Raw genomic sequence first — 23,658 nt, 5'->3', positions numbered from 1 at the left:
TGTATCCGAGCATATGATAACGTTCGACATATTCATTCCACAGACGAATCTCTTTTTGAACCCGTACCGGCTCTAGTTGGATGGGAGCATACGCCGACACACTCCCTCTTAGTTCCTCTTCTGGTTCAGTAGCAGTTCCGATGATGACTGTTTCTTTCCCTGAAGAAGTCGCCTTTCTTTTTTCCGGAAGGCGAATCCATTCCTTTGCCTCCAGCTTTCGCAGTAACTCGCGGCAAGATTCCAGCTTTGGTTTCCCGTTTGGTCCATACCACGACAGGGTTTCACATAGCGTATGCGCCAATTCCTTTTGACTCAACCGGGGAAACAACCGGATCACTTCCTTAATGTGTTCCAGTTCTTCCCTTGTAAAAATGCGTCCGTTCAAGAGAACTTCCTCAGGCCAATCTTCATGTATCGTCATAGTGTGGCTCCTTTTTAAAATTTCCCACACTATTGTCTCATATTTATTTTGTGGTGTCCAGTGCTATTTTGCGAAAAACTTTTTCTCCCCAACTCTTATAAACCTTGTCAGTTATAAATCTTTAGATTCATGCGTCAGCTCTGATCGGTAGTACCGACCACACACCTTCCGAATGATTATCGGAGAAGTAATTCCTGAGTACTCCTTCTGTCAGGTCAAAACCCAGGACAACCCAACCCCTTGAACACATAGCCAGCGCGATAAACTGCTTTTCCCACTCCTGCACTGAACCAAAGCAGCGCTCCAACATACTGATCAATTCAGGCGACGGCTGTGATACTTGTTTTTCCGCTACATTTTCAAAAAAATACGCATGGAGTTTTACGGAGTTAAGGGCATATGTATGTTCTTTCTTTAGGGACCGGAGAGGACAATAGGTAGGGTTGGCCATGGCGGTGTCGGCCTTAAGCAGCCTGGCCTCGATCTCTTTTAACTTTCTATAATGAGCAGCAGGATAGAGCCTGTCATGTTCCTCCATCATCTCCCTGGAAAAACTGCAGCTGCTTTCCTGCTGTTTATCTCTGTCCAAAATAACTCACCCCCTGATTATGGCATACATTATATTTAACTTAGCTTACGCACAAATTACGTAAATCTTAATATTTTCTTAAATAAAAAAAAAGGCGCTATTAACGCCTTTGATATGATCACTCGTTATATTCAAATTTGTAGCCCGTTCCCCAGACTGTCTTTATAAAAACAGGCTTTGACGGGTCGGCTTCTATTTTTTCACGCAGCTTGCGGATGTGTACAGTAACTGTATTGTCATCACCGTAAAAAGAGCTGTCCCAAATCTTATCCAGCAGGTGGGCCTTGGTAAACACCCGGTTGGGATTGGCGGCCATAAGCCAGAGCAGCTCAAATTCCTTGGGGGTCAGATCGATTTTGTTATTGTTATACAAGACTACACGCTTTTCGTAGTCGAGAGTAAGTTTTCCATATTTCAACACATATTTATTGTCAGCCTTTTGCTCCCGCACCCTTCGCAGCACTGCTTTTACCCGCAGGGCCAGCTCGGTGGGGCTGAAAGGCTTGGTCTGATAGTCATCTACTCCCATCCTGAAGCCTACGATCTTGTCCACTTCGTCGCTTCTGGCAGAAAGTATAATTACCGGGACCTCCCGCAGCGCTTTTAATTTTTGAAAGGTTTCAAAGCCATCCATACCAGGCATCATTATATCCAGCAGCACCAGGTCAGGCGGGGTTTGCCTGGCTATGAGCAGGGCTTCTTCGCCGCTGGTGGCCGTTGTTACTCTAAAGCCCTCTTTAGTCAAAGAGTGCTGCAGTATTTTTAGAATTTTCGGGTCGTCGTCAACCGCTAAGATACTTTGAGACATGTTTAAACCACCCTCCTGAAAATTTTTTTATCTCGCCGGCAGTTTAACAGTAAATGTACTTCCCTTATTGATCTCACTGGAAACCCAAATAGAGCCGCCATGCAAATCAACCAGCTTTCTGGTCAGGGTTAAACCTATGCCAGTCCCGCTGTATTTCCTGGCGCTGGTTCCGTCAACCTGTTGAAATGGCTGAAAGATTTTTTCCTGGTCGCTGGTGTCTATGCCGATGCCGGAGTCAGTTACTGATATACAGACACCATCACCAGTATCGGCAGGACCGGCGTCAACAATCACTTTCCCGCCCGGCGCCGTAAACTTCAGCGCATTGGAAAGCAAATTGGTCAGCACCTGCCCGACTTTCTCCCTGTCCGCCCATACTTTAACCAGAAATTTCTCCCGGGGTATCTCTAAAGTAATCCCCTTCCGGTTGAAAAGAGGCATCATTTTACCGTATATTTCCTCTATAAGTTCAGCCACCTCAAATTCCTCTTTATATAAGACCGTCTTGCCGGCGGCAATTTTGGAGAGATCCAGAAAACCGTTAATCCTGCCCAGCAGTTCTTTGCTGCTGTCGCTGATCTCATTAAGGTAATCTTTTTGTATTTCATTTAATTTGCCTGTACTTTCGTCCAGCAGCATTTCAGTAAAAGCAATAATAGCGGAAAGCGGTGTGCGCAGTTCATGGTTGGTATTGGCAAGAAATTCGTCTTTCAACCGGTCCGCTTCCTGCAGCTGGCGGTTTTTTTCCGCCAGCAACTCCCACTGTCTTTCCAGTGCCTTGTTGTTTTCGTAAATCATGCCAACCGCCTGGTCTATAATGGCCTTGAAAATAAAGGCGAAAGAAATCAGCTGATAAATATGCCCCAGCAGGTTATACGTGTCGTACGGGCTGCTGTAATGGTTAAACGACAGATCGCTCAGCACTATAATGATCAGAGCAATGGCCAGGTAATAACCCTGTTTTCCTGCCTCTTTCCTCAGCAGAATGCGAACTGCCGCCATCGCCTCTACGGCCATAACCAGGTAGCCAAGAAATATCTTGACAGGGGTCTGGCTGAGCATTACCGGATCGTACATAGCCGGCAGCCGGCTAAGGTTATGGGCAACGAATAGCACTATGAGCACGCCCAAAAGGACAAAAGATAAGGGAATCAAGCCCGAACGCCGCATAATTATCATCTTATCACCGCTGAAAACAGCGCCAAAAAGCCCGAAGGCTAAGAACAACTTGGTGATTATAAAGAAGGTTGAAGCTTTGTTGACTGAGTTGGGTGTGATAAAGTCGGGCATACCCTGGTAAGAGAGAACGTGTGTAAATTCAATAGGAGCCACAATGGAGAAAGTCAGGGAAATTATCAGCATTTTCAGCTCATGCTTGTACTTGTAATCATACCAGCCCATCAATGCCGCGCATAAAGCCGACACCACTATGACGAACTCAATAACTAGGTGAACAATCGGGTAAACAGTCCCGTCAAAAATAAAGTAGTATTTATAGGCTAAAAAGTTCAGGAAAAGGAAGAATAAAACCCAGGCTGTTATTCTGAGGTAAAATTGCTCACCTGTGAGGAAGCGCTCTTTAACAGATATCGCCCGCAGCTTGATTACCCCCTTTAATTAAACTTTTATGCATAATTCGCCTTGTATTCTCTTAACCCTGCAAATATAAAAAAAACCTGCTGCCAAGTGGTTGATAAAAGTTAAAGCAGCCCGTTAGAGGACTGCCTATTCATTTTAAATATCCAACTGCCGTATTTCCTGAAATGGTTCCAGGAAGCAAGGGAAGAAGCAAAGGAGAAGCAAAGGCGGAGAAGCAAAGGGACGTTCTTTTTGCTTCCATTCTAAGTGAAGCAAAGGGACGTTCTTTTTGCTTCCATTCTTACTTCTCCTCAAAGCAGCTCAAACCAGAACTTCAACCTGTGGCCGTTAGTCTTCAGCCACTTCCGGCAGTCCTTGTAATCAGGACAGACCCTTTCCACCAGCGACCAGAACTTTTGGGAATGGTCAGGCTGAATAAGGTGCAAGAGTTCATGCGCAACAATATAATCAATAACTTGCAGGGGGGCCATAACCAGGCGCCAGTTAAAGTTCAGGTTTTTCCGCCGGGAGCAGCTGCCCCAGCGCGTCTTCTGGCCTCTAATGAAAACCCTGTTGAATTCAAGGTTAAGTTCTTTGTTTACAACTCTGACCCGCTGGTTGATCAACAAACGAGCCATCGCTCTAAACCAGCCTTCAAGCACAGCGGCAGCGCTGCCCTCAGCTCCTGCCGGCACCAGCAAAAGCAGTTTTCCTTCCTCTACCTTTACGGTTCCGGCAGTACCCTTTACGACCCTGGTTTCAACTTCATACTCACGCCCGCGGTAAAGAACCTTGCGCTCGTTTTGCTGCTGTTTCAGCTGCTCAAAATAAGCAAGCTTACCAAGTATCCACTTCTGCTTTTTATTTAAAATAGGTTCTACTAAATCCAAACTAAAGTTAGAAGGAATTACCACCTCAAGGCCTTTTTCGTTACTGACCATAAGCCGCAGGCTCTTTGCCTTCTGACTTCTGATCAATGAGTAAGCAACCTCCCTGCCGGCAAGGTTGACCAAACGACAGTCAGACTTGCTGCTTCCATTGTTTTTCTTGCTGGCAGGCAAAATACTCACTAAAGTTACCTCGTCTTAACCGGCGCCGCCGCCACAGGGCACCTCAGCGCCGCAGCTGCCCGCCCCGGGACATCCTGGCTGGGTTTCGCAGCTGGCGCATGACGGACTGTCATTAGCGGGTTTACCAACTGAACTTGGCAAAAATGGAGCGGAAATTAATTTCTTCAAGTTAGTGCCGCCGCAGGCGGAACATTTCAGCTCCTTATTTACACCGGGCAGCTGGAGGACTTCAAAAATTTTGGCGCAATCGCCGCATTTGTATTCGAATATCGGCATCATCAACACCTCCGCATAATCTATATACTTTCTAATGTCGTTATTGTTCTGAAACAGGAATCCTCCGCAACTCAAAAATCACCGGACGGTCCGGATCCGGGCAGGCCCAGGTGGTTATCTCACTGTCGCCGGTCCAGGGAAAATTACCGCCATAAAGCAGCGCGGCCACAGCAGAACGCAGTGAATCATAGGCAAATTGACACATCCCTCCCGGCGTGAACCCGGAAAACTCGAAGCTGTCCCCGACCTTATGGCCGTACGAACATATTCCGTCACCCCGTATCTCCACGATAGTTGCCACTACTTTATATTTGTACATTTTAACCTCCCAGCTGCTATAAATCAAATTACCCGGGCTTTAAACACAGTACCCTTTTACAAGCGGACAAAAATATTTTAATAGAAAAGCAAATAATTTAAAAGTATTTCTTTATAAAACAATCAGAAGGCAATCCCGTCATTAAAGACTGTAAACTTTTTTATTACGAGGACTTTTCAACCTTTTGGTTGATGAATGATCTTCCTCCGCCTGAATATACTAATAGCATGAGCAAACATAGATCGCATGTTGACAGAAAACGCAATGAGTATGGGAACGCGCTGACAAAAATGCGCTTAGGCCAGATGGAGCGGCTGAACAAGGCCGCACCACTGATTGAATACAACCTGGAAAGTTTTACGGGAAAATTTGAGGTTTACAACCCGAATAAAAAAAAGGGGCGAAAAAGTGATGTGTTTATTTAGAGGCTTAACATCAACGCTTAAAAGGAGCTTCTGTTTTCAGCAAGTGATCTGACAGACTTAACAGCCTCTCCGTATCTTCATCAGATGGGTCTAATGCCAGCGCTTTTTCGTAGCAAATTTTTGCTTCAAAAAACCTGCTCAGTTTTAGATTGGCATTCCCCATCATTTTAAGATAAAGCGGTTTAGCCTCATACTTTACAGCCGCAGTGAAGTTATCCAGGGCGTCTTCATAGCGGGCCAGTTCATAACAGGCCAACCCCTTCCAGTGCAGCGACTGGGCGGCTAAAGTCGTTTTATCCAGCCAGTCTAAAGACTTCCTGTAATCCCCCTGCTTGTAGCAAATAATTCCAAGATACAGGTTTGTTACATCCTCACTGCCGCCGAATTTTTTAAATTTCATAAGATAGCTGTTTGCTTTTTCGAGTAAACCGGCATCCAGACAGCACATGGCCAGATCAAGGTATACCTGCTTTTCTTTAGGGCAGGCCGCGATATAAGCCTCAAAGCAAGAAACAGCGTCTTCCACTTCACCCAAAGAGTACAGACACCTGCCAATCCAGTAATGTGACCGCAGCAGTTCCCCTTTGTCGGAAGCGTTGTTAAATACCTCCCTGAACAGCCTTAATGCATTATTATATTGGCCTAAAAAAAAGAAACACTTGCCTGTATAAAACAAGTTTCCGCGCTCGGGCGGTGAAACGATCAGGTCGCTCAAAGCCTCCTGGTACCTGCCCAGATGGAATAGGCACCTTCCCCTGAGCGGAGTTATTTCAGCCTGAGAGAGGCATGGCAAAGCCTTTTCTAAAAACCCCAGGCACTCTTCATAATTACCGGCCTGCTCATAAAAAGCGTAAAGACCAAGGTATATTCTGCCGGCTGCCGCAAAATCACGCAGTTCCATTTTTATCGCGGCTAATCTGATCTGAGCGTTAATATTATCCGGTTCCTCCGCGATTATGCCCTCTAATATTTTTTCTGCTTCAAAAATTTCTCCTTTGTAATATAACCGTATAGCATCTTCCATTTCTCCCAGCGTCCCCTACCCCCTCACAACCAGACCTTAATATTTGTCGCCTGGGATCATTGTCTTGACTTGTCCAATATTTCCAGAAAACAAGGCGCCAGATTGGGGTCAAACTGGGTCCCCATATGCCTTTTAATTTCTAAAACAGCTTCCTCGTGGGACATCGCTTTGCGGTAGGGACGGTCGCTGGTCATGGCGTCATAAGCGTCAGCCAGGGCCAGAATACGGCATTCCAGCGGTATTTCATCCTCTTTCAGCCCCAGTGGGTAGCCTTGACCGTTCCACCATTCATGGTGCTTGTGGATCCAGTCTCCTATATCAAGAAGCACGGTGGCTGACTGGGCGATGCGATAGCCAATTTCACAGTGCTGCTGCATTTCCTCTATTTCTTCGGCTGTCAGCGGTCCTGGCTTAAAAAGCACACGGTCCGGTATACCAACTTTACCAATATCATGAAACTGGGCCAGCAGCCTCAGATCCGCTACACTGCGTTCGGACAAGCCGATTGTTATGGCTACATCAGCCACCAGTTTTTGCAGGCGGTCGGCATGCCCCTCGGTAATAAAATCCCTTGCTTCCAAAGCCTTCATCAGTGTGTTGACAATGGCGCTGCTGGCGCTCTGCCGGCGCAGGAGCTTCTCCCGGTACATGTTGTCATCGGCTTCTTTAAAAAGGCTGACCATGTTCGCAGGCGCAATGTTGGCCACAGCTATTCCCATAGACATGCTTAAGGTCAATCCCGCATCGTTGTCGTTATACTTTTTAATAGCCTCGCGCACTCTGCAGCAGACAGCTTCTACCGTTTCCTCATCGCTCTGGGGAAGCAAAATAGCAAATTCATCCCCGCCTATTCTGGCTACCATATCACCCTGGCGTAGGGCATTTTTAATAACATTAGCTGACTCTATCAGCAGCATGTCCCCGGACTCGTGACCCAGCGTGTCGTTAACCAGCTTCAGGCCGTCAACATCACATAGGACCAGCCCTACCGGGTTAAATCTACCGTTCTCCAGGCGGTGCATTTCCTCTTCAAAGTACGCACGGTTGTAAAGTCCTGTCAGCGCGTCGTGCAGGCTGAGATAGCGAAGCTGTTCCTCCATATTTTTTCTTTCTGAAATATCTACAAAACTCTCAATCAGATAATTGCGGCCGCCTAAAGTTACCTCGACCACTGTTTTAATAATGAGTAAAATCTTGCCGTCAGCCTTGATCAAGACGCGCTCCGAGTGGTCTATTCTTTGTCCGAGGTCTGTCATGGGGCAACTTTTTTCTTCTGCCGGGCAGATGAACTTGTGGCAACGCGAGCCGATAATTCTTTCTTTGGAAAGGCCAATTATTTCGGATGCCACCCTGTTTATATCCTCTATAACGTGCGTTTCCGGGTCTATCAACAACACTCCGCTTTGAATGGAATCTAAAATAAGGCGCAGGCGTGTTTCACTCTCAAGCAGTATCTCTTCGGCCTTTTTGCGCTCAGTGATATCCCTGATCACAGCAATAACCTGCTCACTGTGCAAAGGCAGCAGCCTGGCTTCGAAAAAGCGCTTTTTGCCCCGCAGCATAAGGTGGTATTCAATGCTGGTGATTTCTTCCTTTTCTCTTACCTGCTGCACAGCCTCATAAAACTTGGCCCCGACACCATCTTCCGGGTTGACATCCTGAATTTTTTTCCCGACCAGGTTCCCGGTGTAAGGGTACAGGTTCGCCGTGTTCCCGGCTTTGTAGCCTTTAACAGTTCCATCATAATCAAGCCAGAGAAAAACGTCGGGGAAAGCCTGAATTACCGCGCGCATTTCAGAATTTGCCTGAAGCAGTTCCTGCGAACTTAATTCAAGTGCCCTCTCCAGCATATTACGGTCGGCGTCCGATTCATAGTAAGCGTCATTAACAGCGTTAATAAAGGGCTGCCACCCTTCCGGAAGTGAAGAGACGTCGCCAAAATGCTTATTAATCTGACGCTGCAGCAAGCTATGAAAGTGCCTCACGCCTATTCCTCCCGGAATGTTGTAACAGTCATGGTTTGATTGTGCAGTTCGGACCTCTCCCCTGAGGCAAACGGGCAAATCTCTCCGTAAGAGTAAAAACCTGTAAGGACAGTGCCGGGTCCCAGTACATCCCGGACACCTTCCACTTCTTCTTCAACCCTTCTTATATAGATCCAGGGCGGAGCGGCCGTCCATCTCATATAATACATTGCCGCTGGACCTGGTGATTAAACGGTCGGTGCCAAAGGGGTCCCAGCCTCCCATGGAGCCGTAGCCCACTTTTAACCGGTCCCCGTACAAGCCTAACACAGCGATTGTGTCCTTGTGCGGAGCAGAGTTCCAGAATACCAACGTCTGTTCAAAATTGCTGCCGTCACCGGCCAGACCTCCCGTCACTGCCACGTGGCCGGGCAGGTGGCTGGTTAAACCTTTGGCCAGTTCACTGCCGTTTACATTCAGCCCGTCTGACAGCACAAAGAGATGGACCAGCCCATCTTTAGGAATCGACTCAGCCAGGTTTTTGCCCGCCTGATAACTGTCTTCCATTTCATCCAACCTAATCTGCAGGCCGTGTAATTTTGTGTATTTAAATTCCACGGCTGTAGTAACTATTGAATTATCCAGCACCCTGGCGCCGCAAATCTCCCCAGCGGTGGAACAACCAAATATATAAGCGCTCGGATATACCTCTTTGATTTCCTGAAAAAGCTTTTCATCTTTTAAAGGCTCTTTGGCGCCAAAAACAAAAACCAGTTGTGCCCGCTGTCCTACCGGACCGGGGGTATCTGGCGCCCAGCCGTCTTTTTTCAACCAGATCCTTTGTTCTGTTCTCACTCCAAATGCCCCCTGGTTAAGAATTCTGGAATATCACGGATAATTTAGAAATAATGTTTTTATTTTCGTTAATCTATAAAAAAATCCTTTTATTTATAGCTATTTTGTATTATTTTTAATAATTCTATCGACAATTCCGCTGTAATCCTAAAGTGTATTTCAGTTGACGCTTTTTCCCCAATTGCCAGTATTGCATATCCGGCAAGTGTCTTACAGCCGCCAAAGGTAATTGAACTGCATGATTTCTTATGTTATTATCTGGATAACTGGAGGTGTGTTATGAAAATCGTTTTTCATGAATTGTTCCGGCAGGTCTATGATTACGACCCTGCCGCCGCTGCCGGCAGGATGGACTGTATTGTGGAAGAAGTTAAAGATCTATATGAGTTCGTTGAGCCTGAGGCGGCGGCACAGGACGATCTGCTGCTGGTGCACAGCCGGAGCCAGCTGGATTGGGTTAAAAATAAAGGGCCTCTCTACAATGTAGCGGTTTTCTCGGCCGGTGCGGCGATTAAAGCCGCAGCAATGGCCGTACAGGGAACTCCGGCTTTTGCTCTGAACAGGCCGCCCGGCCATCATGCCAGCAGGAATTCCAGCTGGGGCTTTTGCTGGTTTAACAATATTGCCGTCGCGGTTGAAAAACTGCGTACGGAAGGTTTAGTTAAAAAGGTCCTGATTGTTGATACCGACCTCCATTTTGGTGATGGTACGGACAATATCTTTGCGGACAACCCCGAAGTCTTTTATTACCATGTGTATAACTTAGACGGCCTGGAGCAATTCCTTTCCATGCATTCAGACTATGACTTGATTGCGGTTTCCGCGGGGTTTGATAAACACAAGCTAGATTGGGGCCTGATATTTTCAACTGAGGATTTTAATGAAATCGGCCGGATCGTCTCAAGTCACGCCCGGAAAGTTTGTGGCGGCAGGTTTTTTGCGGTCCTGGAAGGCGGCTACAACCACAAGGTGCTGGGCAAAAACGTCAAAGCCATGCTGGAAGGATTTGATTCTAATGCGAGTTAAGAGGTTTGGGACTAACTTTGTATACAAGAGTCGTCCATGGTGTTGAAACCCGCTTGGCTCCTCTGCTCCGCGTCTAGTAAACTACATCTCGCCTCAGGCGAAATTGGACCGCCTTCAATTCGCCGTCCTGGCTCAGTTCAGGCTTTCGCGAACATCCTTGTTCGCGAATCCAATTTCGCAACCTCGGCTTCGATAAGTTTACTGACGACGCTCCGCAATGGAGCAGCTTGTTTCAACACCATGGACTTAGTGTTACCTTATTTAAACGTCTAACCAGATGTTTTCTTTTTGGCCGGCACGGCGATGAACATGCCTGCCAGTCCTATGGCGGCGGCGAAGTACATGACCCCCCGGTAGCCCCAGCCCTGGGCGATCAGGCCTCCCAACAGCGGGCCAACCGCGCTGCAGAGGTTTAGCGTGGACTGAAAAATCCCCCCCGCGGTACCCTTTTCTTCCCCGCCGCGCAGGACGATCAGAAGGGCGCCCACATAGAGGCAGGACCAGGATACCCCCAGAAAAAACATAATCACGATCAGGTAGAACCGGCCGGCGGCAACGGCAAACGCGGCAAAAACAAGTACGGACAGCAGCTGGCCGTAAAAAAATATTTTATACTCAGAAAACCGCTCCAACTCACGCATGACCACAAACTGTACAACGAAGTTGATAGCCCATAAAAAGCCAATCCAGAACTTATCCATACCCAAAGAGGCCAGGTATAGCGGCAGGATTATCCAAACCGCGGTGGCCCCGAGGTGCCGCAGGAAGACTGCCAGGTAAATCCGGTAGTCGCGCCGCAGGACCTGCCAGAGGTTGGGCGGGTTGGGGAAATCATATGAAGGAGCTTTCTTGAAAGCCAGGGAGAGCAGAAAGGCCAGCAGGCAGCAGATAAAGCTGAGCCGGAAAAGCATTTCGATTTTACCGATTATCGCCGCTGCCATGGCGCCGAAAATCCAGCCCAAGGACCCGTAGGAACTGAACTTGCCCATGTTTGCGCCTGATTCAAAGGCGTAGGCAATGGTAGCGGCGGTGGCAATGCCGAGGGAAAACCCCACAACCGCGCGGACGGCCATTAATACTATGACACTGTGCGCCACCAACTGGAGGGCGAAAGCCGCGCTGCTGACTAAAAGACCCCAGCGCACAAAAACCAGCCTGCCCAGGCTGTCGGATTTCCAGCCTGAGATTAGCGAAGATGATAAAAAAGCGACCCCGTAAACAGAGCCGATTAACCCCACCTGAAAATCAGAGGCGCCAAGCTGCGCCCCCAGCAGTGGTATAAAGATAATAGAACCCTGGATGGCGAAACTGAGTAAAAAATTTAGAAGCCCTATCAGCCAGCGGCAGGACCATTCCCCGCCCGGGTTTGCCGCCAATACTTGCTCACTTTGTTTACGCATAGTCGTATTTTATTGCCGTGTCACGCTTATGTCAATAAAAAGGAGCGCCTTAATTGAGTTGTCAGCTCCTCTTTCCTACGGTATGGGCTGTACCGGTCCCGCCGCCAGGCCGGTCCGTTTTAGCTTACAGTTGACGCTAATATCGACCTGTACGTTGGGCAACCACTCGTCTCGCCAGGCTTCACCAATCTCTTTCCAGAGATCCGGGTCTGTCTCATAAATCTTTTCCCCCAAACCAAGAAAATCGCTGCGCACTTCCTGTGACTTTTTAACAGCGGCCATGACATCCTGCAGGATCGCTTTTTCTCCCTCCTCTTCCAGCCGTCCCAAATCCTCGGGTTTGGTAGGGTCAACCGCCTCGTTTTGGACACTGGATACATATCCTTCTATCCTGATGTCTATATTGAAGAGGAACCCGTCCTGGGAAATGACCGGTGTGATTTTGACTCTTTTTGAAGAAACCAGCAGCGAGGCCCAGGAGGCTCCCCGGGCAGGAACGGTAATAGTGCCGCTGTTTGTCTTTCCCTGCAGCCAGAGCAACCCGCGAGATTCGGTAATGTCTAGGAAGGAGACCAACTTGCCCAACTTTAAGACACCAAAGTCAACAATCTCAAGAACCTGTTTTTCTCCTTCTTTGACGTCTTTTTGTTGATCTTGCGTGGAGGTTTCCCCCTGTCCGGCGGTCCCCCCGCTCAACTTGGGCGCCAGCTTAATCTCCGGCATGAAAGGGTCTACTCCCGGCCTCTCAAGTTTACTCAAGAGTTGTCCAAAGTCGACCGAACTGGTCAGTGTCACGTCCTGCCTGCGCTGAAACGCAGTTCTGATGTTGTTGGCCGGAATAATTTCCGGGCTGGGATCTCCTTTCAGCAAGATATCCGCCGCTTTTCCTTCAGCCACCATAACCCAGACGGAGCGCCGCAGCGCGGGCTTTCTGGTAAAGAAATCAAGAGACGGTATAACACCCTTACGTGCCAGGTCTTCCCCGATAATGATGACTGTGGATGTTTTAAACAACGCCTTATGCGGCTGCTTTATTTCAAACAACCGTACAGCGTCACTGACATTGCGCGCCTTAACACTATAGTTGGTATAAGGCTTGACCGGTGCGGCGCCTCCGCCGCCGCCACTCTGCCCTCTCGCCAGCATGCGGGGTATAACGCATTGAAAAGTAACCAAAACACCGTCAGGACCGTCTCTGTCTATGCCAACTACAGTAACATAAGCCAGTTGTTCAAGTTCAACACGGTCCCAGCACCCGGCGCAAATATTCGGGAGTAGAATAATAGCTAATACCAAACAAAGCCTTTTTACCACACTCATTGACTTAAGTGCCCTTTTCATTTTTTTTGCCTCCCCCGCCATGAGACACCTTTCTTCCTGAGCAACGCCAGGCTGTAAAGCAGGATGGGAACCCCCCCTTCCACAGAAAGTCCAAAGAGGGGCCATGATCTTGCCAGAAACTCCCTGGCCTGGGTAACGTCGGAGAACACTAACACAGCCAGCGCCGTGAGGCTAACCGCGCCCGGCCATACCAGCGGGCGGTAGTCACGCAGGTTCAGGGACCGGGCAAAGGAGATCATGGCTGTGTAATAAAGCAGCGCCACTTTGAGGCATACTGTCGTCACCCAGAAAGCCAGAAGAAAAGACTCCATCCTTTCGAAAAAGCCGGCCACACTAATCATCTTGACCAGTTCAAAAGAAGGGAAAAGGATCCGGCTCGTCTCCATGGCGCCAAACATGGCAACTTCCATCACCACCATCACCAGCAACGGAATGTTTAATAATAAGGTTATCTTCATATTAAGACCTGGGGCCTGTTCAGGGCGGCGCATGCAGGGAATGAGAAACAGTATGGCCAGTCCCTCCCCGTAGAAAGCAAGAAGGGTCAGAGAACCCCGCAGCAGTTCCAGCGGCGAGTGAGTAAGGACAGGTTTAAGCAAATTCAGGTTTAAGCTTGGAATCAGAAAAATCGTGCCCAACATCAAAGTTCCCAAAAAAACTGGATAGAGAATCTCACTGACCCGGGCGAATACCTCCAGTCCCAGGTAGACTCCGTAGGCTATGGCAAACACATACAGCGCGATGAATACTACCAGCGGGGTTTGCGGCATAACCGCGATAACCAGGTGGTCGGCCAGTTCCCTGACCGCGACTGCGGCCACATAGAAGAAGAAGAGGCCCAGGAATATACCCAGCGCCCGTCCCCCCCACTTGCCCAGCAGGTCCATGCCGTATTCCACGGGGGTCTTGCCGGGGAAACGGAGACCCAGGGAAATAATGGGGACCCCGAAGAGGAATCCCACAATAGTTACAATCAGGACCACAACCCAGGCGTCCTGCCCGGCATACATGGTCAGCAACGCCGGCACAAACTGGATCTCAGTGGCAAAGATCATATTTGTAACCAAAAACATGACCTGGCGGGAGGAGATCATACCTCTTTCTAGACTCATTTTATACCCTCAATTCTATCTACCCGGGAAAATTAACTTCGTGACAGGGTTGAAGACGAATTCAATGCCGCTGGTGGGATTGGGAACGGGCAGCCGCAAGGTCATGGCCACAGCTAAAGCCATACCGATCAAGAGAAAACAGCTGAAGGCGATCAGTTCACCCCTCTTTTCCGGCTGCAGCAGCCCAGGAACCTCAAAGAGAGATACGGCTCCGCCTATCACTATGATTAATAACAGATTGAAGTATATCAAACACAGTCACTCCGTTGTTTACTCTGTTATGGACATCGCCAGTATCATACGTCAACCCTGCTTCTCTCTGCCCGTCGAGACAATTTGCGGGTCGTCACCTTCCCCGCTGGACCCGCCCGGCGGTCCGGGCATCTGGCCGGGCGCCTGCCTCCTGATCTTGCGGGCGCGCAGAAGGCTCGGCCTGAAGTCCATCATCCAGCGGGGGGCTTTAAAGAATACATCTTTCCACTCGCCCGGCACGCCCGGCGCGACCGGGTATAAATATGGAACGCCAAAGGACCTGAGAGACGCCAGGTGTAAGAGCAGTACCAGTATCCCCCAGAAGATGCCCGGCAGGCCGAAGGCTCCCGCCAGAAGCAGGAAGGGAAAGCGGATAAACCTGATGGCGTGCGAGGACGAGTAGTTGGGAATCATGAAAGAGGCCACCGCGGCCAGGGAGACAATGACCACCATAATCGGGCTGACGATACCGGCCGCCACAGAAGCCTGCCCCAATACCAGAGCCCCGATGATGCCGACCGCCTGTCCTACCGAGCGGGGCATCCTGGCCCCGGCTTCCCTGAGAAAATCAAACGATATTTCCATCGAGAGAGCCTCCACCAACGCCGGGAAGGGCACACCCTCCCGCCCGGCGGCCATGCTTAGAACCAGGCCGGTCGGGATCATCTCCTGGTGATAGGTGCTCAAGGCCACATAAACTGAAGGCAGGAACGTGGCGATAATCAGCCCCAGCCACCTGAACGCGCGGATGTAGTCAAAACTCTCGTAGTAATCCTCCGGCGCCTGCAGGAACTCGCTGAAAACAGCCGGGACAAGCAGGGCGAAAGGGGTAGTGTCAATGACAATGGCCACACGGCCTTCCAGGAGCGCCCCCGCCACCTTGTCCGGACGCTCGGTGCGGTCCAGGAGGGAGAAAGGAGTCCAGGGGTTGTCTTTGATAAAATCTTCAAGATAACCGGATTCCAGGATTCCGTCGGTATCGATCCTTTTGAGGCGGCTGATTACCTCATCCTTAAGGGCCGGGTCGGTGAGGCCATGGATATAAACCACGCAGATGTCGGTTTTGGTCATCCTGCCTATTTTAAGCGTGTCGAAGCGGAGGCGGGGTGTCTTGATCCGCCGCCTGATCAGCGCGGTATTGGTACGCAGGGTTTCGTTGAAACTATCCCGGGGTCCCCGCACAAAAGCCTCAGCCTTAGGTTCTTCCACATCTCTGGCCTTCCAGCCCTTGACCACCACGATTAGCACCTGGGAGGTCCCGTCAATAAACAGGGCCGCGCAGCCCGTCAACACGTAATCGAGCACCTCATTGATCCTGGCCGCTTCCTTAACGCTACCAAAAGTGATCAGCCAGTCACGGATCATGGGATAGGCGCTCTCGGGCAGAATTGGAGACTTATCGTCGCTCAACGAACGGTAGACAAAAGGCTTCAGGATCGCCTCGCTGATTGAGTTCGTGTCACTCAACCCGTCGATGTATACAAGTGCCACTCTGATCTCCTGGCGCGCCCCGAAGCTAAACTCCCGCACTAACAGGTCGCTGGCATTGCCGAACAGGTTTTTAAACAATGCCAAATTATCATCAAGGCTTAAACCGAAAGGTATGTTCAGCTCCTGAGAATCGGGGTGCGGAGCCTCCAGCTTTGCGTCGATTTGCCGCTGTTTCCGTTCTTCCATCGTTTTAGGTCTGCGTGGTTTACGGAACATATTAGTTTCACCTTTTGCCCCAGATTACTTGGCTGGTTATCGAAGTCACCGGTTACATTCTCTGCCATAGATAATATTTTCTGCATAAGCATTCAGGTTTATGTAGACAACTTTTTTGTTGCTCAAAGGCAAAAACAAAAACCAGGCTATGGAATCTCCAAACCTGGCCACTTTTTTATTTTACCGGTTAAGCCCTTATCATTACAGGTCTGACATTACCTTTTACGGTTCTCAGCCTGCTCCAGCGCCTCCATTAGAGCCTTGAGCTCCGCGGGGCTCTTTTTGCCCGGGTATTCCTCAACCCCGGAGCTGAGGTCAATGCCAAAAGGCCTTACCTTTTCCACAGCCCTGCGGACATTGCCCGGTTTAATCCCGCCCGCCAAAAAAACAGGCAGCGCCGCTTCCCTTACCAGCCTTGCCGCCAGCTCCCAGTCACCGGTCAGCCCGGTGCCCCCGCACCTGCCGCTTGACAGCACCGCCGTGTCAAATAAGACCGCATCTATACCGGCTTCCCTGCACTGCCTGGTTTTTAGGACCAGCGTCCGGAAGTCATAGCCATCACCAACCTCACCACCCGCGGGCATAAAGAGAGACTGCCAGATTTGTAGACCCGGCTGCCTGTCTTTTAAACGTCCTGCCAGTTCCGGTCCCTCCGGGCTGAGGAACTGAACCGCGTGGGGCCTCAGTTTCAGCAGCAGCTGATCAAGCTTGTCAGGTTCCATCTGGTGGACCAGCGCCACAGCGGGAAGCGGGGCATGCTTAAAAATTTGGCCGGCTTCGTTAAGCCCCATGGAACGCGGGGAAAACCGGACATCGATGATCATCCCGATATAGTCCGCTCCCGCATTTGCCGCCAGCCGGGCGTCATTTAAGCTGGTAATCCCGCAGATCTTTACCCTGCAGCCATCCTTCATTAAGGCAGCTCCTTTCTGTCCCGTTCTCGACAATCATGGCTTTTTTACTATCGACCTCGGCAATAATGCGATCCGGCGTAGGACGTAGGCCGTAGGTATGTCCAGTATTTCTATAAGGTCTTTGCCCATGAAACTTACATTCATACTTACGCCTTACGCCCTATGGCTTACGACTGTGCAATTAACATTATATGCCCTGCTGCCGCTCTACAGCAATGTGTTTATGGTGAAAATGATTTGCAAACAATAAGGATGTCCTATATCTTAATAATAGATCTTGTGTTAAGCTAAAATTTAGTGGAAAGGTGGGAGTATAGTGAATGAAGAAATTGCTCAACCGATCTTGACAGATGTTGAAGAAATAAAAGGTGAAACCCTCCCGGAAATACAGTCCAAAAAACAAAACTTGCTGGCCCGCCGGGACAGGCTGGAGCAGATTGAACAGGAAAGAAACAGCCTTGAGGACTTGCGGCAACTGGCTGAATTTGAAACAAAACAAGCGGGACTATTAATCAAAGGCTGCAAAAACATTCTTAAAGACAACCTTGCCGCAGGCGCTGCCGCTGACTGGGCATCTCTATATAATGATAAACCTTTCCCGCCCTTTGTCGCTAAAAATCCTGCTCCCCGCTACAAACAGGTGGTTTTGGAAACTGGTGTGCCGCCAAGAAATTTTTTATCCGAGCTGCTGTTTCCTTCTGTCAAGAACAGGCGGCTGCAAAAGGAAACCGACGCGAAAACAGCCTATGATTTAAAAATGAAACAATATGAAGAAGAAAAAGCAGCCCGGCTGGCTGCTTATGAAGAGGAAAGAAAAGCTTACCTGGCCGCACAGTCGGCCTATAACAGTGAAGTTGAAAAGCTGCAGTTTGATTTTGAAAAAGGACGTCCCGCAGCCATTGAGAGTTTTGCCAGGATAGCCCTTGACCAAATGATCATGCCTGATTTAATCACAGCCGCCTTTGACGTCTCCTGCCGGCCTGAGGAAAAGCTGTTGCTTGTTAATAGTTTGCTGCCCGGCTATTATGAACTGCCCCGCGCTGTCAGCTACAGATATGATGAAGCAGGGGGAACAATAGCAGCAACTGAAATGGAAGAACAGGAATATGATTTATTCTATAGATCACTGGTCCTGCAAATAGCGTTAAGCGCGCTGCAAATTATTTTTAAGGTGATGCCCGCCAGGCACATTCAGTGGGTTGCCTTTAACGGCTGGGTAAACAATGATGGCGCGGGGGACAGCCAGACATCCAAATCCTGCATTTTAACCTGCCAAGCGGCAAGAGATATTTTTAAGGCCATGGACCTCGCCAGGAACACACCACAGGACAGCTTTTTCGGGCTAAAGGGGGTGCTGGCTGAATCCCTGCAGGAGGAGGGTTCGGTGCAGCCGATAGTGAGTTCAGAAAATATTGAAAGCAGACAAGCCGCCGGTAATGCAAAGAATGTAAGGCCGCCCGAGTACCGGCCGGGAGAATTCAAGCAGGTCACAACAAAAATCGTGGTTGAGATGCTCGATCAAGTAGAAAAAAAACTGCTGGAGTATGCCATGAACAGGGATGATGTGATCCACTAAATCTAAATACATATTGGCACGAATTTTATCTGAAATTTCTGAATGTTATTTATTTAAATTAACCCCTCTATGTGGTACCATAAGGTTAAGAACGCTACCACACAGGAGGGTGATATATGGATTCTAAGCTGCATGAACTGGCGGAGTTTTATGAAAAGCTTGATCAGGTTTTGCAGCCGTCAAAAAGAGTTTGCGGAGCCTGTGGCGAGTGTTGCATTAAAGCGTCCATGCTTAAGATTTTCCCGCTGGAGCTGGAAAATATCAAAAGCCATGTAAACAATGAAAGGTCGATGAAGAAGTTTTTGGATTTTGTCAATAACAAAATTGTACGGATTTGGGGTATGGTTGAAGGTGAGTGCCCTTTTCAGACAGGAGTCCTTTGCTCGATTTATCCCGTGCGCCCGTATTTCTGCCGGGTATACGGCCACTATGACTACCAGGGCAAAAACCTGCTGGACGGGTGTGTGTACAAGGGGCATGCTACTATTTACTATAGCCGTGAAGAACTCCCCCTGTACCACGAGTTGGTTGATTTGGCCGGCAGCTTTTCCGAACAGAAAGAGCCGGCGGCGGTAAAATAACATTTACATTACAAATCACGACACCACTCTGGCCGTACTTACACAGTTGCGGCCATCTTTTTTAGCCGTGTACATGGCCTGGTCAGCCGCGTTGATTAACGCCACTGTTGAAGACCCCCTGCCCGGTATGATTGTAGCCACACCCAGGCTGATAGTAACATGCCCGCCATGTTTGGAATTCACATGCTCAATGTTGAGTTCCTCAACTTTTTTACGCAAAATCTCCGCGACAGGCTTATAAGCCCCGACCTTTTTCCCTGGACATTGATAGTACCCGCATAGGTGAATTTACCAAGTAAGATAAATGAAATTGCCATCACATAAGCCCGTATGATCATGAAAAACTGGCTTTCGCCAACGCAATTGGCAAAAAGGTTAAACCAGTGATAAAAGCACTGAACAGCGCAGAACAAACCCAGCCAGGTCCAGGGGAGGCGCTGGTCCCTCTGGTTCCTGAGCGAAAACATATAACTGCCATAATCAGAAAGGCCAGGCCTGGCATGTAAAATAAATAATCTAACTGATTGTCCCAAAAATTCGCATAAAAACTCCAATGATATATATTTTGTTCGCTTGTTGCTTGCTAATGACTCGTCATTTTTTTACCGCCCAGCATACCTAAAATGGTATTCGGTATGGCGTCAAGAGGCACCAGACATTCTACGCCGCCCCGTTCGTAAGCCACTTTCGGCATGCCGTACACTACTGAGGTGGCTTCATCCTGAGCCAGGGTCCTGGCGCCGGCCCTGCGCATAGAGAGCATGCCGTCAGCCCCGTCGCTGCCCATTCCTGTCAACATCACACCAATGGCGTTCGCCCCCACATATTTTGCCACCGATTCAAAGAGCACCTCGACTGACGGGCAGTGCCCGTTAACATTTTCACCTTTCTGACAGTCAACCAGGTACATACCCCCTGAGCGGCGCACCGTCATGTGGTAGCCGCCCGGCGCGACCAGCACCCGGCCCGGCAAAACTCTGTCTCCGCTTTTTGCTTCCAGAACCTCCATTTTACAGACACTGTTCAGGCTGTCCGCAAAATGTTTGGTAAAACCGGCAGGCATATGCTGCACAATCACCACACCAGGCGTGGCGGAAGGGAAACACTGCACAATGCGACGGATGGCCTGAGTCCCGCCGGTGGAAGCGCCGATGGCAATCACCTTGTCTGTGGACTCAGCCAGGGCATGGTTGTCTACCCTGACAGGCTTGGCGGAAGTCCTCTGATTTGTCTTCCAGGCGCTGACATTCATAGTCGCGGCAATTTTAACTTTCTCCCGCAAATCGCCCAGCATGGCGTTTAATCCTCTGGCTATATCGGTGCTGGGCTTGGTGACCACATCGACAGCCCCGGCCTCCATGGCGGCCAATGTTATCGCCGCTCCTTTCTTGGTCAGGGCACTGACCATTACCACCGGCATCGGGTACTGCGGCATCAGCCGGCGCAGGAATTCCACACCATCCATCCTGGGCATTTCCACGTCCAGCGTCAGCACGTCAGGTTTCAGCTGGACAATTTTATCCCTGGCAATAAAAGGGTCGGAAGCCACTCCTACCACTTCGATCTCCCGGTCCTTGGCCAGACCCTGGGACAGAATATCTCTGACCAGCGCGGAATCGTCTACAACCAACACTTTAATTTTTCTCAAAAATTCCACCCCCGGCGGTTATTTAATGTCCATTGCTGGAAGCCTTAACTAGTTATTTACGCCCTCTGATATACCGAAGGATGAATATAGTTATATGTGCCCAAAGACCGGTCCAGCGTCTCTGAATGCCCTATAAACAAATAGCCGCCCGGCTCGGTGTACCTGTGAAACCTGCCGATAAGGGAGCGCTGGGTTTCTTTGTCGAAATAAATCATCACATTGCGGCAGAAAATAACCTGAAAATGTCCTTTGAAAGGGTATTCCTGCTGGATCAAATTTAAGCGGCGGAAAAGCACCATTTCCTTCAGCTCTTTTTTGGCTGTATAGCTGCCGTCTTTGGAGCGGTCAAAATATCTCTGCCGGTATATAAACGGCACCTGGGCCATCTTTTCTTCCGGATAAACCCCGGCCGCCCCTTTTTCCAGGGCGGTGATTGAAATATCGGTGGCCAGGATGCCGATATCAGCGTCTACAGCATTGTTTCTGAAATATTCACTGATAACCATGGCCAGAGTGTAGGGCTCTTCCCCTGACGAACAGCCGGCGCACCAGACCCTGATGTCAATTTTTGGTTTCCTCTGCTGCCTGGTGGTTAGCTGAGGCAGGACTACTGATGAAAAATACTCAAAGTGATCATTTTCCCGAAAAAAGAAAGTGTGATTAGTTGAGATTTTATCCACCATGGTCAGCAAAGCCCTGCCGCTGGGATCCCGCACCACATAATTATAATAATCTTTGAAGCTGGTAAATCCTTCGAGGTGCAGTACTTTTTGCAGCCGCCCGATGATCAGGGCTCGTTTTTGTTCACCCAGATTTATGCCGAACTTGTCGTAAACCAGCTTGCTGATCAGGTTGAACTCTTCGTCTGTCAATCTTAAACTATTCATATCTCTTTTCTCCTTGCAAGGATCAAGCAGACAGCAAAAGCTGCCTGCGCCTGAAATGGTAGTGGGACGTGGGTCGTGAGACGTGGGATTCAGGTACTCCTCTCAAGTATCAATCTTTAATTTTCCGACCATTTCCCACGTCCCACTTCCCGCTTCTCACGTCTTTAATACTAGAACTTGCCGTAATCCACGTCATCCAGGGAGATGACGTCCTCGGGGTTCAGCCTGCCGCCCCCGCCGCCGGCAGCGGCTACCTCAAGTCTGGACTTTTGCGCGGCACTCCGGCCTTGTTTATGGGCGAGGTACGGCTTGCCCACAGCCACGGGGCCGGCGCCGAAAGAACCGCCCCCCGCCTGCCTTTTCAGCTTGAACTTGCCCAGCATCTGCCTGACCATTTCAGCCTGGCCGGACATCTCTTCGCTGGCCGCGGCAAGCTCTTCCGAGCTGGCGGAGTTCTGCTGGGTGACCTGGTCCACCTGGCCCAGGCCTTCGTTGATCTGGCCTATGCCAAGCGCCTGCTCCTTGGAGGCGGACGCTATCTCGCTGATAAAGTCGGTGACCTTGCTGACGCCCAGGACAATTTCCTCCAGCGCCCTGGATGTTTCCTCGGCGATCCTGGTGCCGACCTCGGTTTTCTTAATGGAACCTTCGATCATCTCGGCTGTCTCCTTGGCAGCCTTGGCGCTGCGCTGGGCTAAGTTGCGCACTTCCTCGGCCACTACGGTGAACCCTTTGCCGTGCTTGCCGGCGCGGGCCGCTTCCACTGCGGCGTTTAGAGCCAGCAGGTTGGTCTGGAAGGCGATTTCGTCGATGGCTTTTATAATCTTAGAGATGTTGGCCGCTGATTCGTTGATCTCTCCCATAGCCTTGACCATCTGGCCCATCTGCTCGTTGCCGCGCTCGGCGTTGGCCCTGGCCTGAGTGGCCAGCTGGTTGGCCTGGGTGGCGTTTTCAGCGTTCTGCCTGGTCTGGTCGTTCATCTGCTGCATGGAGGAGGTAATTTGGGCCATGGTGCTGGCAGACTCGGCCGCGCCCTGCGACAGCGCCTGGCTGGAGTCCGACACCTGCTGCGCGCCTGTGTTGACCTGCTCGATGGCGACGGCGACCTGGCTCAACGTCTCATTCAGGTCTTCGATGGTTGTGTTAAGAGCCTCTTTGATAATACCGTAGTCTCCTTTGTAGTCGCCGGTCACCGCCACGTTCAGGTTCCCCTGGGCTACTTCCTGCAGGCACCTGACCGCCTCTTTCTTGATAATCCCGTTGATGGCCTCAAGGGTGCTGTTAAGAGCGTCCTTGATAATAGCGTGGTCGCCCCGGTAATTGCCGTTCATCCTCGTGTCAAGGTTGCCTTCGGCCATTTCTTTAAGGCATCCGGCAGCTTCGTTGATCGGGTTGATTACCGCATCCATCATGTTGTTGACGCCTTCGATAATCTTGCGGTATTCTCCCATGTGCCGGCCGGCGTCGGCCCGTGTGCCCAGTTTGCCTTCAACAGCGGACCCGGCCAGCATGTCGGCGTCGTCCAACAGCTTTTGAATGGCTTCGTGCATCCGGATAAAGCCCGGCACCAGATCGTCATTTTCACTTCTGCGGCCCACCTTCTTGTACGTTTCATAATCGCTTAAGTCGCCTACGGCAACTTTGCCGATTGTCATGTGAATATTGGTCAGCCTTGCGTGGACCCCGTTGATAGCCTGTTTTAGCTCATCCCAGTTGCCGGCGTAATTCTTCTCCATCTTCATACTGAGGTCGTTTACCGACATTCTACCAAGAACGGCAATCAGTTCTTCAACCGGCTCGGCCACAGCTTCCATTAACCCGTTCATACCGCCTACCAGCTTGCCCCAGTCACCGGTAAAGGCAGTCTCGTTGCCACGGGTCTCCA

At 50.0% G+C, this 23,658-nt stretch carries 25 protein-coding genes; 4 read left to right on the top strand and 21 right to left on the bottom strand.

The window, feature by feature from the left end; all coding sequences use genetic code 11:
* The 7 genes from Pmgp_RS15895 to Pmgp_RS15865 all read right to left on the bottom strand — a co-directional run.
* The coding region (locus Pmgp_RS15895; protein ID WP_205078061.1) for a hypothetical protein at positions 1-421 on the bottom strand (421 nt) is incomplete at its 3' end.
* A gap of 127 nt (positions 422-548) precedes the next feature.
* On the bottom strand, positions 549-1,010 hold the full coding sequence (locus Pmgp_RS15890; RefSeq protein WP_134215110.1) for a hypothetical protein: 462 nt from the start codon (positions 1,008-1,010) through the stop codon (positions 549-551).
* Positions 1,011-1,128: 118 nt separating this feature from the next.
* Positions 1,129-1,818 (bottom strand): response regulator transcription factor, encoded by a 690-nt coding sequence (locus tag Pmgp_RS15885; protein ID WP_134215108.1) that lies wholly within the window; start codon positions 1,816-1,818, stop codon positions 1,129-1,131.
* 27 nt (positions 1,819-1,845) lie between these two features.
* Positions 1,846-3,276, bottom strand: a complete 1,431-nt coding sequence (locus tag Pmgp_RS15880; RefSeq protein ID WP_282432914.1) for a sensor histidine kinase — start codon at positions 3,274-3,276, stop codon at positions 1,846-1,848.
* 431 nt (positions 3,277-3,707) lie between these two features.
* Positions 3,708-4,466, bottom strand: coding sequence for a M48 family metallopeptidase (locus Pmgp_RS15875; protein WP_134215104.1), 759 nt, complete (start codon positions 4,464-4,466; stop codon positions 3,708-3,710).
* 15 nt (positions 4,467-4,481) lie between these two features.
* On the bottom strand, positions 4,482-4,742 hold the full coding sequence (locus tag Pmgp_RS15870) for an FmdB family zinc ribbon protein (RefSeq protein WP_134215102.1): 261 nt from the start codon (positions 4,740-4,742) through the stop codon (positions 4,482-4,484).
* A gap of 40 nt (positions 4,743-4,782) precedes the next feature.
* Entirely contained in the window at positions 4,783-5,061 is a 279-nt protein-coding gene (locus tag Pmgp_RS15865) for a TIGR04076 family protein (protein ID WP_134215100.1), read from the bottom strand.
* 227 nt (positions 5,062-5,288) lie between these two features.
* Between Pmgp_RS15865 and Pmgp_RS15860 the strand changes: the two genes are divergently transcribed.
* Complete coding sequence (locus Pmgp_RS15860; RefSeq protein ID WP_134215098.1) at positions 5,289-5,486, top strand: hypothetical protein; 198 nt, start codon at positions 5,289-5,291, stop codon at positions 5,484-5,486.
* A 10-nt stretch (positions 5,487-5,496) separates the two neighbouring features.
* Here the strand turns inward: Pmgp_RS15860 and Pmgp_RS15855 are convergent, their stop codons facing one another.
* From Pmgp_RS15855 to Pmgp_RS15845, 4 genes are read right to left on the bottom strand one after another with little or no spacing between them, the layout of a single operon-like run.
* Positions 5,497-6,510 carry a tetratricopeptide repeat protein gene (locus Pmgp_RS15855; RefSeq protein ID WP_134215096.1) on the bottom strand — a complete coding sequence of 338 codons (1,014 nt, stop codon included), beginning with the start codon at positions 6,508-6,510 and terminating at the stop codon, positions 5,497-5,499.
* Positions 6,511-6,566: 56 nt separating this feature from the next.
* On the bottom strand, positions 6,567-8,495 hold the full coding sequence (locus tag Pmgp_RS15850; RefSeq protein WP_134215095.1) for a sensor domain-containing diguanylate cyclase/phosphohydrolase: 1,929 nt from the start codon (positions 8,493-8,495) through the stop codon (positions 6,567-6,569).
* A gap of 2 nt (positions 8,496-8,497) precedes the next feature.
* Entirely contained in the window at positions 8,498-8,641 is a 144-nt protein-coding gene (locus Pmgp_RS20110; RefSeq protein WP_205078060.1) for a hypothetical protein, read from the bottom strand.
* 7 nt (positions 8,642-8,648) lie between these two features.
* Complete coding sequence (locus Pmgp_RS15845; RefSeq protein WP_205078059.1) at positions 8,649-9,329, bottom strand: FIST signal transduction protein; 681 nt, start codon at positions 9,327-9,329, stop codon at positions 8,649-8,651.
* Between the two features lie 279 nt (positions 9,330-9,608).
* Here Pmgp_RS15845 and Pmgp_RS15840 point away from each other — a divergent pair, with 279 nt between their 5' ends.
* Complete coding sequence (locus Pmgp_RS15840; protein WP_134215093.1) at positions 9,609-10,355, top strand: arginase family protein; 747 nt, start codon at positions 9,609-9,611, stop codon at positions 10,353-10,355.
* 269 nt (positions 10,356-10,624) lie between these two features.
* On the opposite strand, the gene Pmgp_RS15835 is transcribed toward Pmgp_RS15840, so the two are convergent.
* From Pmgp_RS15835 to Pmgp_RS15810, 6 genes are all read right to left on the bottom strand, one after another.
* Positions 10,625-11,755, bottom strand: a complete 1,131-nt coding sequence (locus Pmgp_RS15835; RefSeq protein WP_134215091.1) for an MFS transporter — start codon at positions 11,753-11,755, stop codon at positions 10,625-10,627.
* A 75-nt stretch (positions 11,756-11,830) separates the two neighbouring features.
* Complete coding sequence (locus Pmgp_RS15830; RefSeq protein ID WP_192902965.1) at positions 11,831-13,096, bottom strand: Ger(x)C family spore germination protein; 1,266 nt, start codon at positions 13,094-13,096, stop codon at positions 11,831-11,833.
* Positions 13,093-14,208 (bottom strand): GerAB/ArcD/ProY family transporter, encoded by a 1,116-nt coding sequence (locus Pmgp_RS15825; protein WP_134215086.1) that lies wholly within the window; start codon positions 14,206-14,208, stop codon positions 13,093-13,095. Before Pmgp_RS15825 ends, Pmgp_RS15830 begins: the two co-directional genes overlap by 4 nt.
* A 15-nt stretch (positions 14,209-14,223) precedes the next feature.
* Positions 14,224-14,460: a hypothetical protein gene (locus tag Pmgp_RS15820; RefSeq protein WP_134215085.1), complete on the bottom strand. Its 237-nt coding sequence runs from the start codon at positions 14,458-14,460 to the stop codon at positions 14,224-14,226.
* Between the two features lie 51 nt (positions 14,461-14,511).
* Positions 14,512-16,167, bottom strand: a complete 1,656-nt coding sequence (locus Pmgp_RS15815) for a spore germination protein (protein WP_134215083.1) — start codon at positions 16,165-16,167, stop codon at positions 14,512-14,514.
* A 215-nt stretch (positions 16,168-16,382) separates the two neighbouring features.
* The gene (locus Pmgp_RS15810) at positions 16,383-17,081 is read right to left on the bottom strand and encodes a phosphoribosylanthranilate isomerase (protein ID WP_134215081.1); all 699 of its coding nucleotides are present in this window, start codon (positions 17,079-17,081) and stop codon (positions 16,383-16,385) included.
* A gap of 316 nt (positions 17,082-17,397) precedes the next feature.
* Between Pmgp_RS15810 and Pmgp_RS15805 the strand changes: the two genes are divergently transcribed.
* Both Pmgp_RS15805 and Pmgp_RS15800 read left to right on the top strand, forming a co-directional pair.
* The gene (locus Pmgp_RS15805) at positions 17,398-18,657 is read left to right on the top strand and encodes a hypothetical protein (RefSeq protein WP_134215079.1); all 1,260 of its coding nucleotides are present in this window, start codon (positions 17,398-17,400) and stop codon (positions 18,655-18,657) included.
* Positions 18,658-18,773: 116 nt separating this feature from the next.
* Positions 18,774-19,238: a YkgJ family cysteine cluster protein gene (locus Pmgp_RS15800; protein ID WP_134215077.1), complete on the top strand. Its 465-nt coding sequence runs from the start codon at positions 18,774-18,776 to the stop codon at positions 19,236-19,238.
* Between the two features lie 15 nt (positions 19,239-19,253).
* Here the strand turns inward: Pmgp_RS15800 and Pmgp_RS15795 are convergent, their stop codons facing one another.
* From Pmgp_RS15795 to Pmgp_RS15780, 4 genes are all read right to left on the bottom strand, one after another.
* The gene (locus Pmgp_RS15795; RefSeq protein WP_134215075.1) at positions 19,254-19,526 is read right to left on the bottom strand and encodes a diguanylate cyclase domain-containing protein; all 273 of its coding nucleotides are present in this window, start codon (positions 19,524-19,526) and stop codon (positions 19,254-19,256) included.
* A gap of 295 nt (positions 19,527-19,821) precedes the next feature.
* Positions 19,822-20,895 carry a protein-glutamate methylesterase/protein-glutamine glutaminase gene (locus tag Pmgp_RS15790; RefSeq protein WP_282432913.1) on the bottom strand — a complete coding sequence of 358 codons (1,074 nt, stop codon included), beginning with the start codon at positions 20,893-20,895 and terminating at the stop codon, positions 19,822-19,824.
* Between the two features lie 47 nt (positions 20,896-20,942).
* The gene (locus Pmgp_RS15785; protein ID WP_134215071.1) at positions 20,943-21,773 is read right to left on the bottom strand and encodes a CheR family methyltransferase; all 831 of its coding nucleotides are present in this window, start codon (positions 21,771-21,773) and stop codon (positions 20,943-20,945) included.
* 170 nt (positions 21,774-21,943) lie between these two features.
* Positions 21,944-23,658, bottom strand: a 1,715-nt coding sequence (locus Pmgp_RS15780; RefSeq protein WP_134215069.1) for a methyl-accepting chemotaxis protein, incomplete at its 5' end; no start/stop codon positions are given.

This window comes from Pelotomaculum propionicicum (assembly GCF_004369225.1).
Classification (GTDB): domain Bacteria; phylum Bacillota; class Desulfotomaculia; order Desulfotomaculales; family Pelotomaculaceae; genus Pelotomaculum_B; species Pelotomaculum_B propionicicum.
Note: the sequence above shows the minus strand (reverse complement) of the source record. Positions and strands in the feature narration are given on the sequence as shown.

Coding starts and splice junctions, on each gene's coding strand:
- Pmgp_RS15855 (WP_134215096.1), bottom strand. CDS start 6,510: ATGGAAGATGCTATACGGTTATATTACAAAGGAGAAATTTTTGAAGCA.
- Pmgp_RS15870 (WP_134215102.1), bottom strand. CDS start 4,742: ATGCCGATATTCGAATACAAATGCGGCGATTGCGCCAAAATTTTTGAA.
- Pmgp_RS15785 (WP_134215071.1), bottom strand. CDS start 21,773: ATGAATAGTTTAAGATTGACAGACGAAGAGTTCAACCTGATCAGCAAG.
- Pmgp_RS15815 (WP_134215083.1), bottom strand. CDS start 16,167: ATGTTCCGTAAACCACGCAGACCTAAAACGATGGAAGAACGGAAACAG.
- Pmgp_RS15865 (WP_134215100.1), bottom strand. CDS start 5,061: ATGTACAAATATAAAGTAGTGGCAACTATCGTGGAGATACGGGGTGAC.
- Pmgp_RS15835 (WP_134215091.1), bottom strand. CDS start 11,755: ATGCGTAAACAAAGTGAGCAAGTATTGGCGGCAAACCCGGGCGGGGAA.
- Pmgp_RS15810 (WP_134215081.1), bottom strand. CDS start 17,081: ATGAAGGATGGCTGCAGGGTAAAGATCTGCGGGATTACCAGCTTAAAT.
- Pmgp_RS15885 (WP_134215108.1), bottom strand. CDS start 1,818: ATGTCTCAAAGTATCTTAGCGGTTGACGACGACCCGAAAATTCTAAAA.
- Pmgp_RS15860 (WP_134215098.1), top strand. CDS start 5,289: ATGAGCAAACATAGATCGCATGTTGACAGAAAACGCAATGAGTATGGG.
- Pmgp_RS15830 (WP_192902965.1), bottom strand. CDS start 13,096: ATGAAAAGGGCACTTAAGTCAATGAGTGTGGTAAAAAGGCTTTGTTTG.
- Pmgp_RS15825 (WP_134215086.1), bottom strand. CDS start 14,208: ATGAGTCTAGAAAGAGGTATGATCTCCTCCCGCCAGGTCATGTTTTTG.
- Pmgp_RS15840 (WP_134215093.1), top strand. CDS start 9,609: ATGAAAATCGTTTTTCATGAATTGTTCCGGCAGGTCTATGATTACGAC.
- Pmgp_RS15800 (WP_134215077.1), top strand. CDS start 18,774: ATGGATTCTAAGCTGCATGAACTGGCGGAGTTTTATGAAAAGCTTGAT.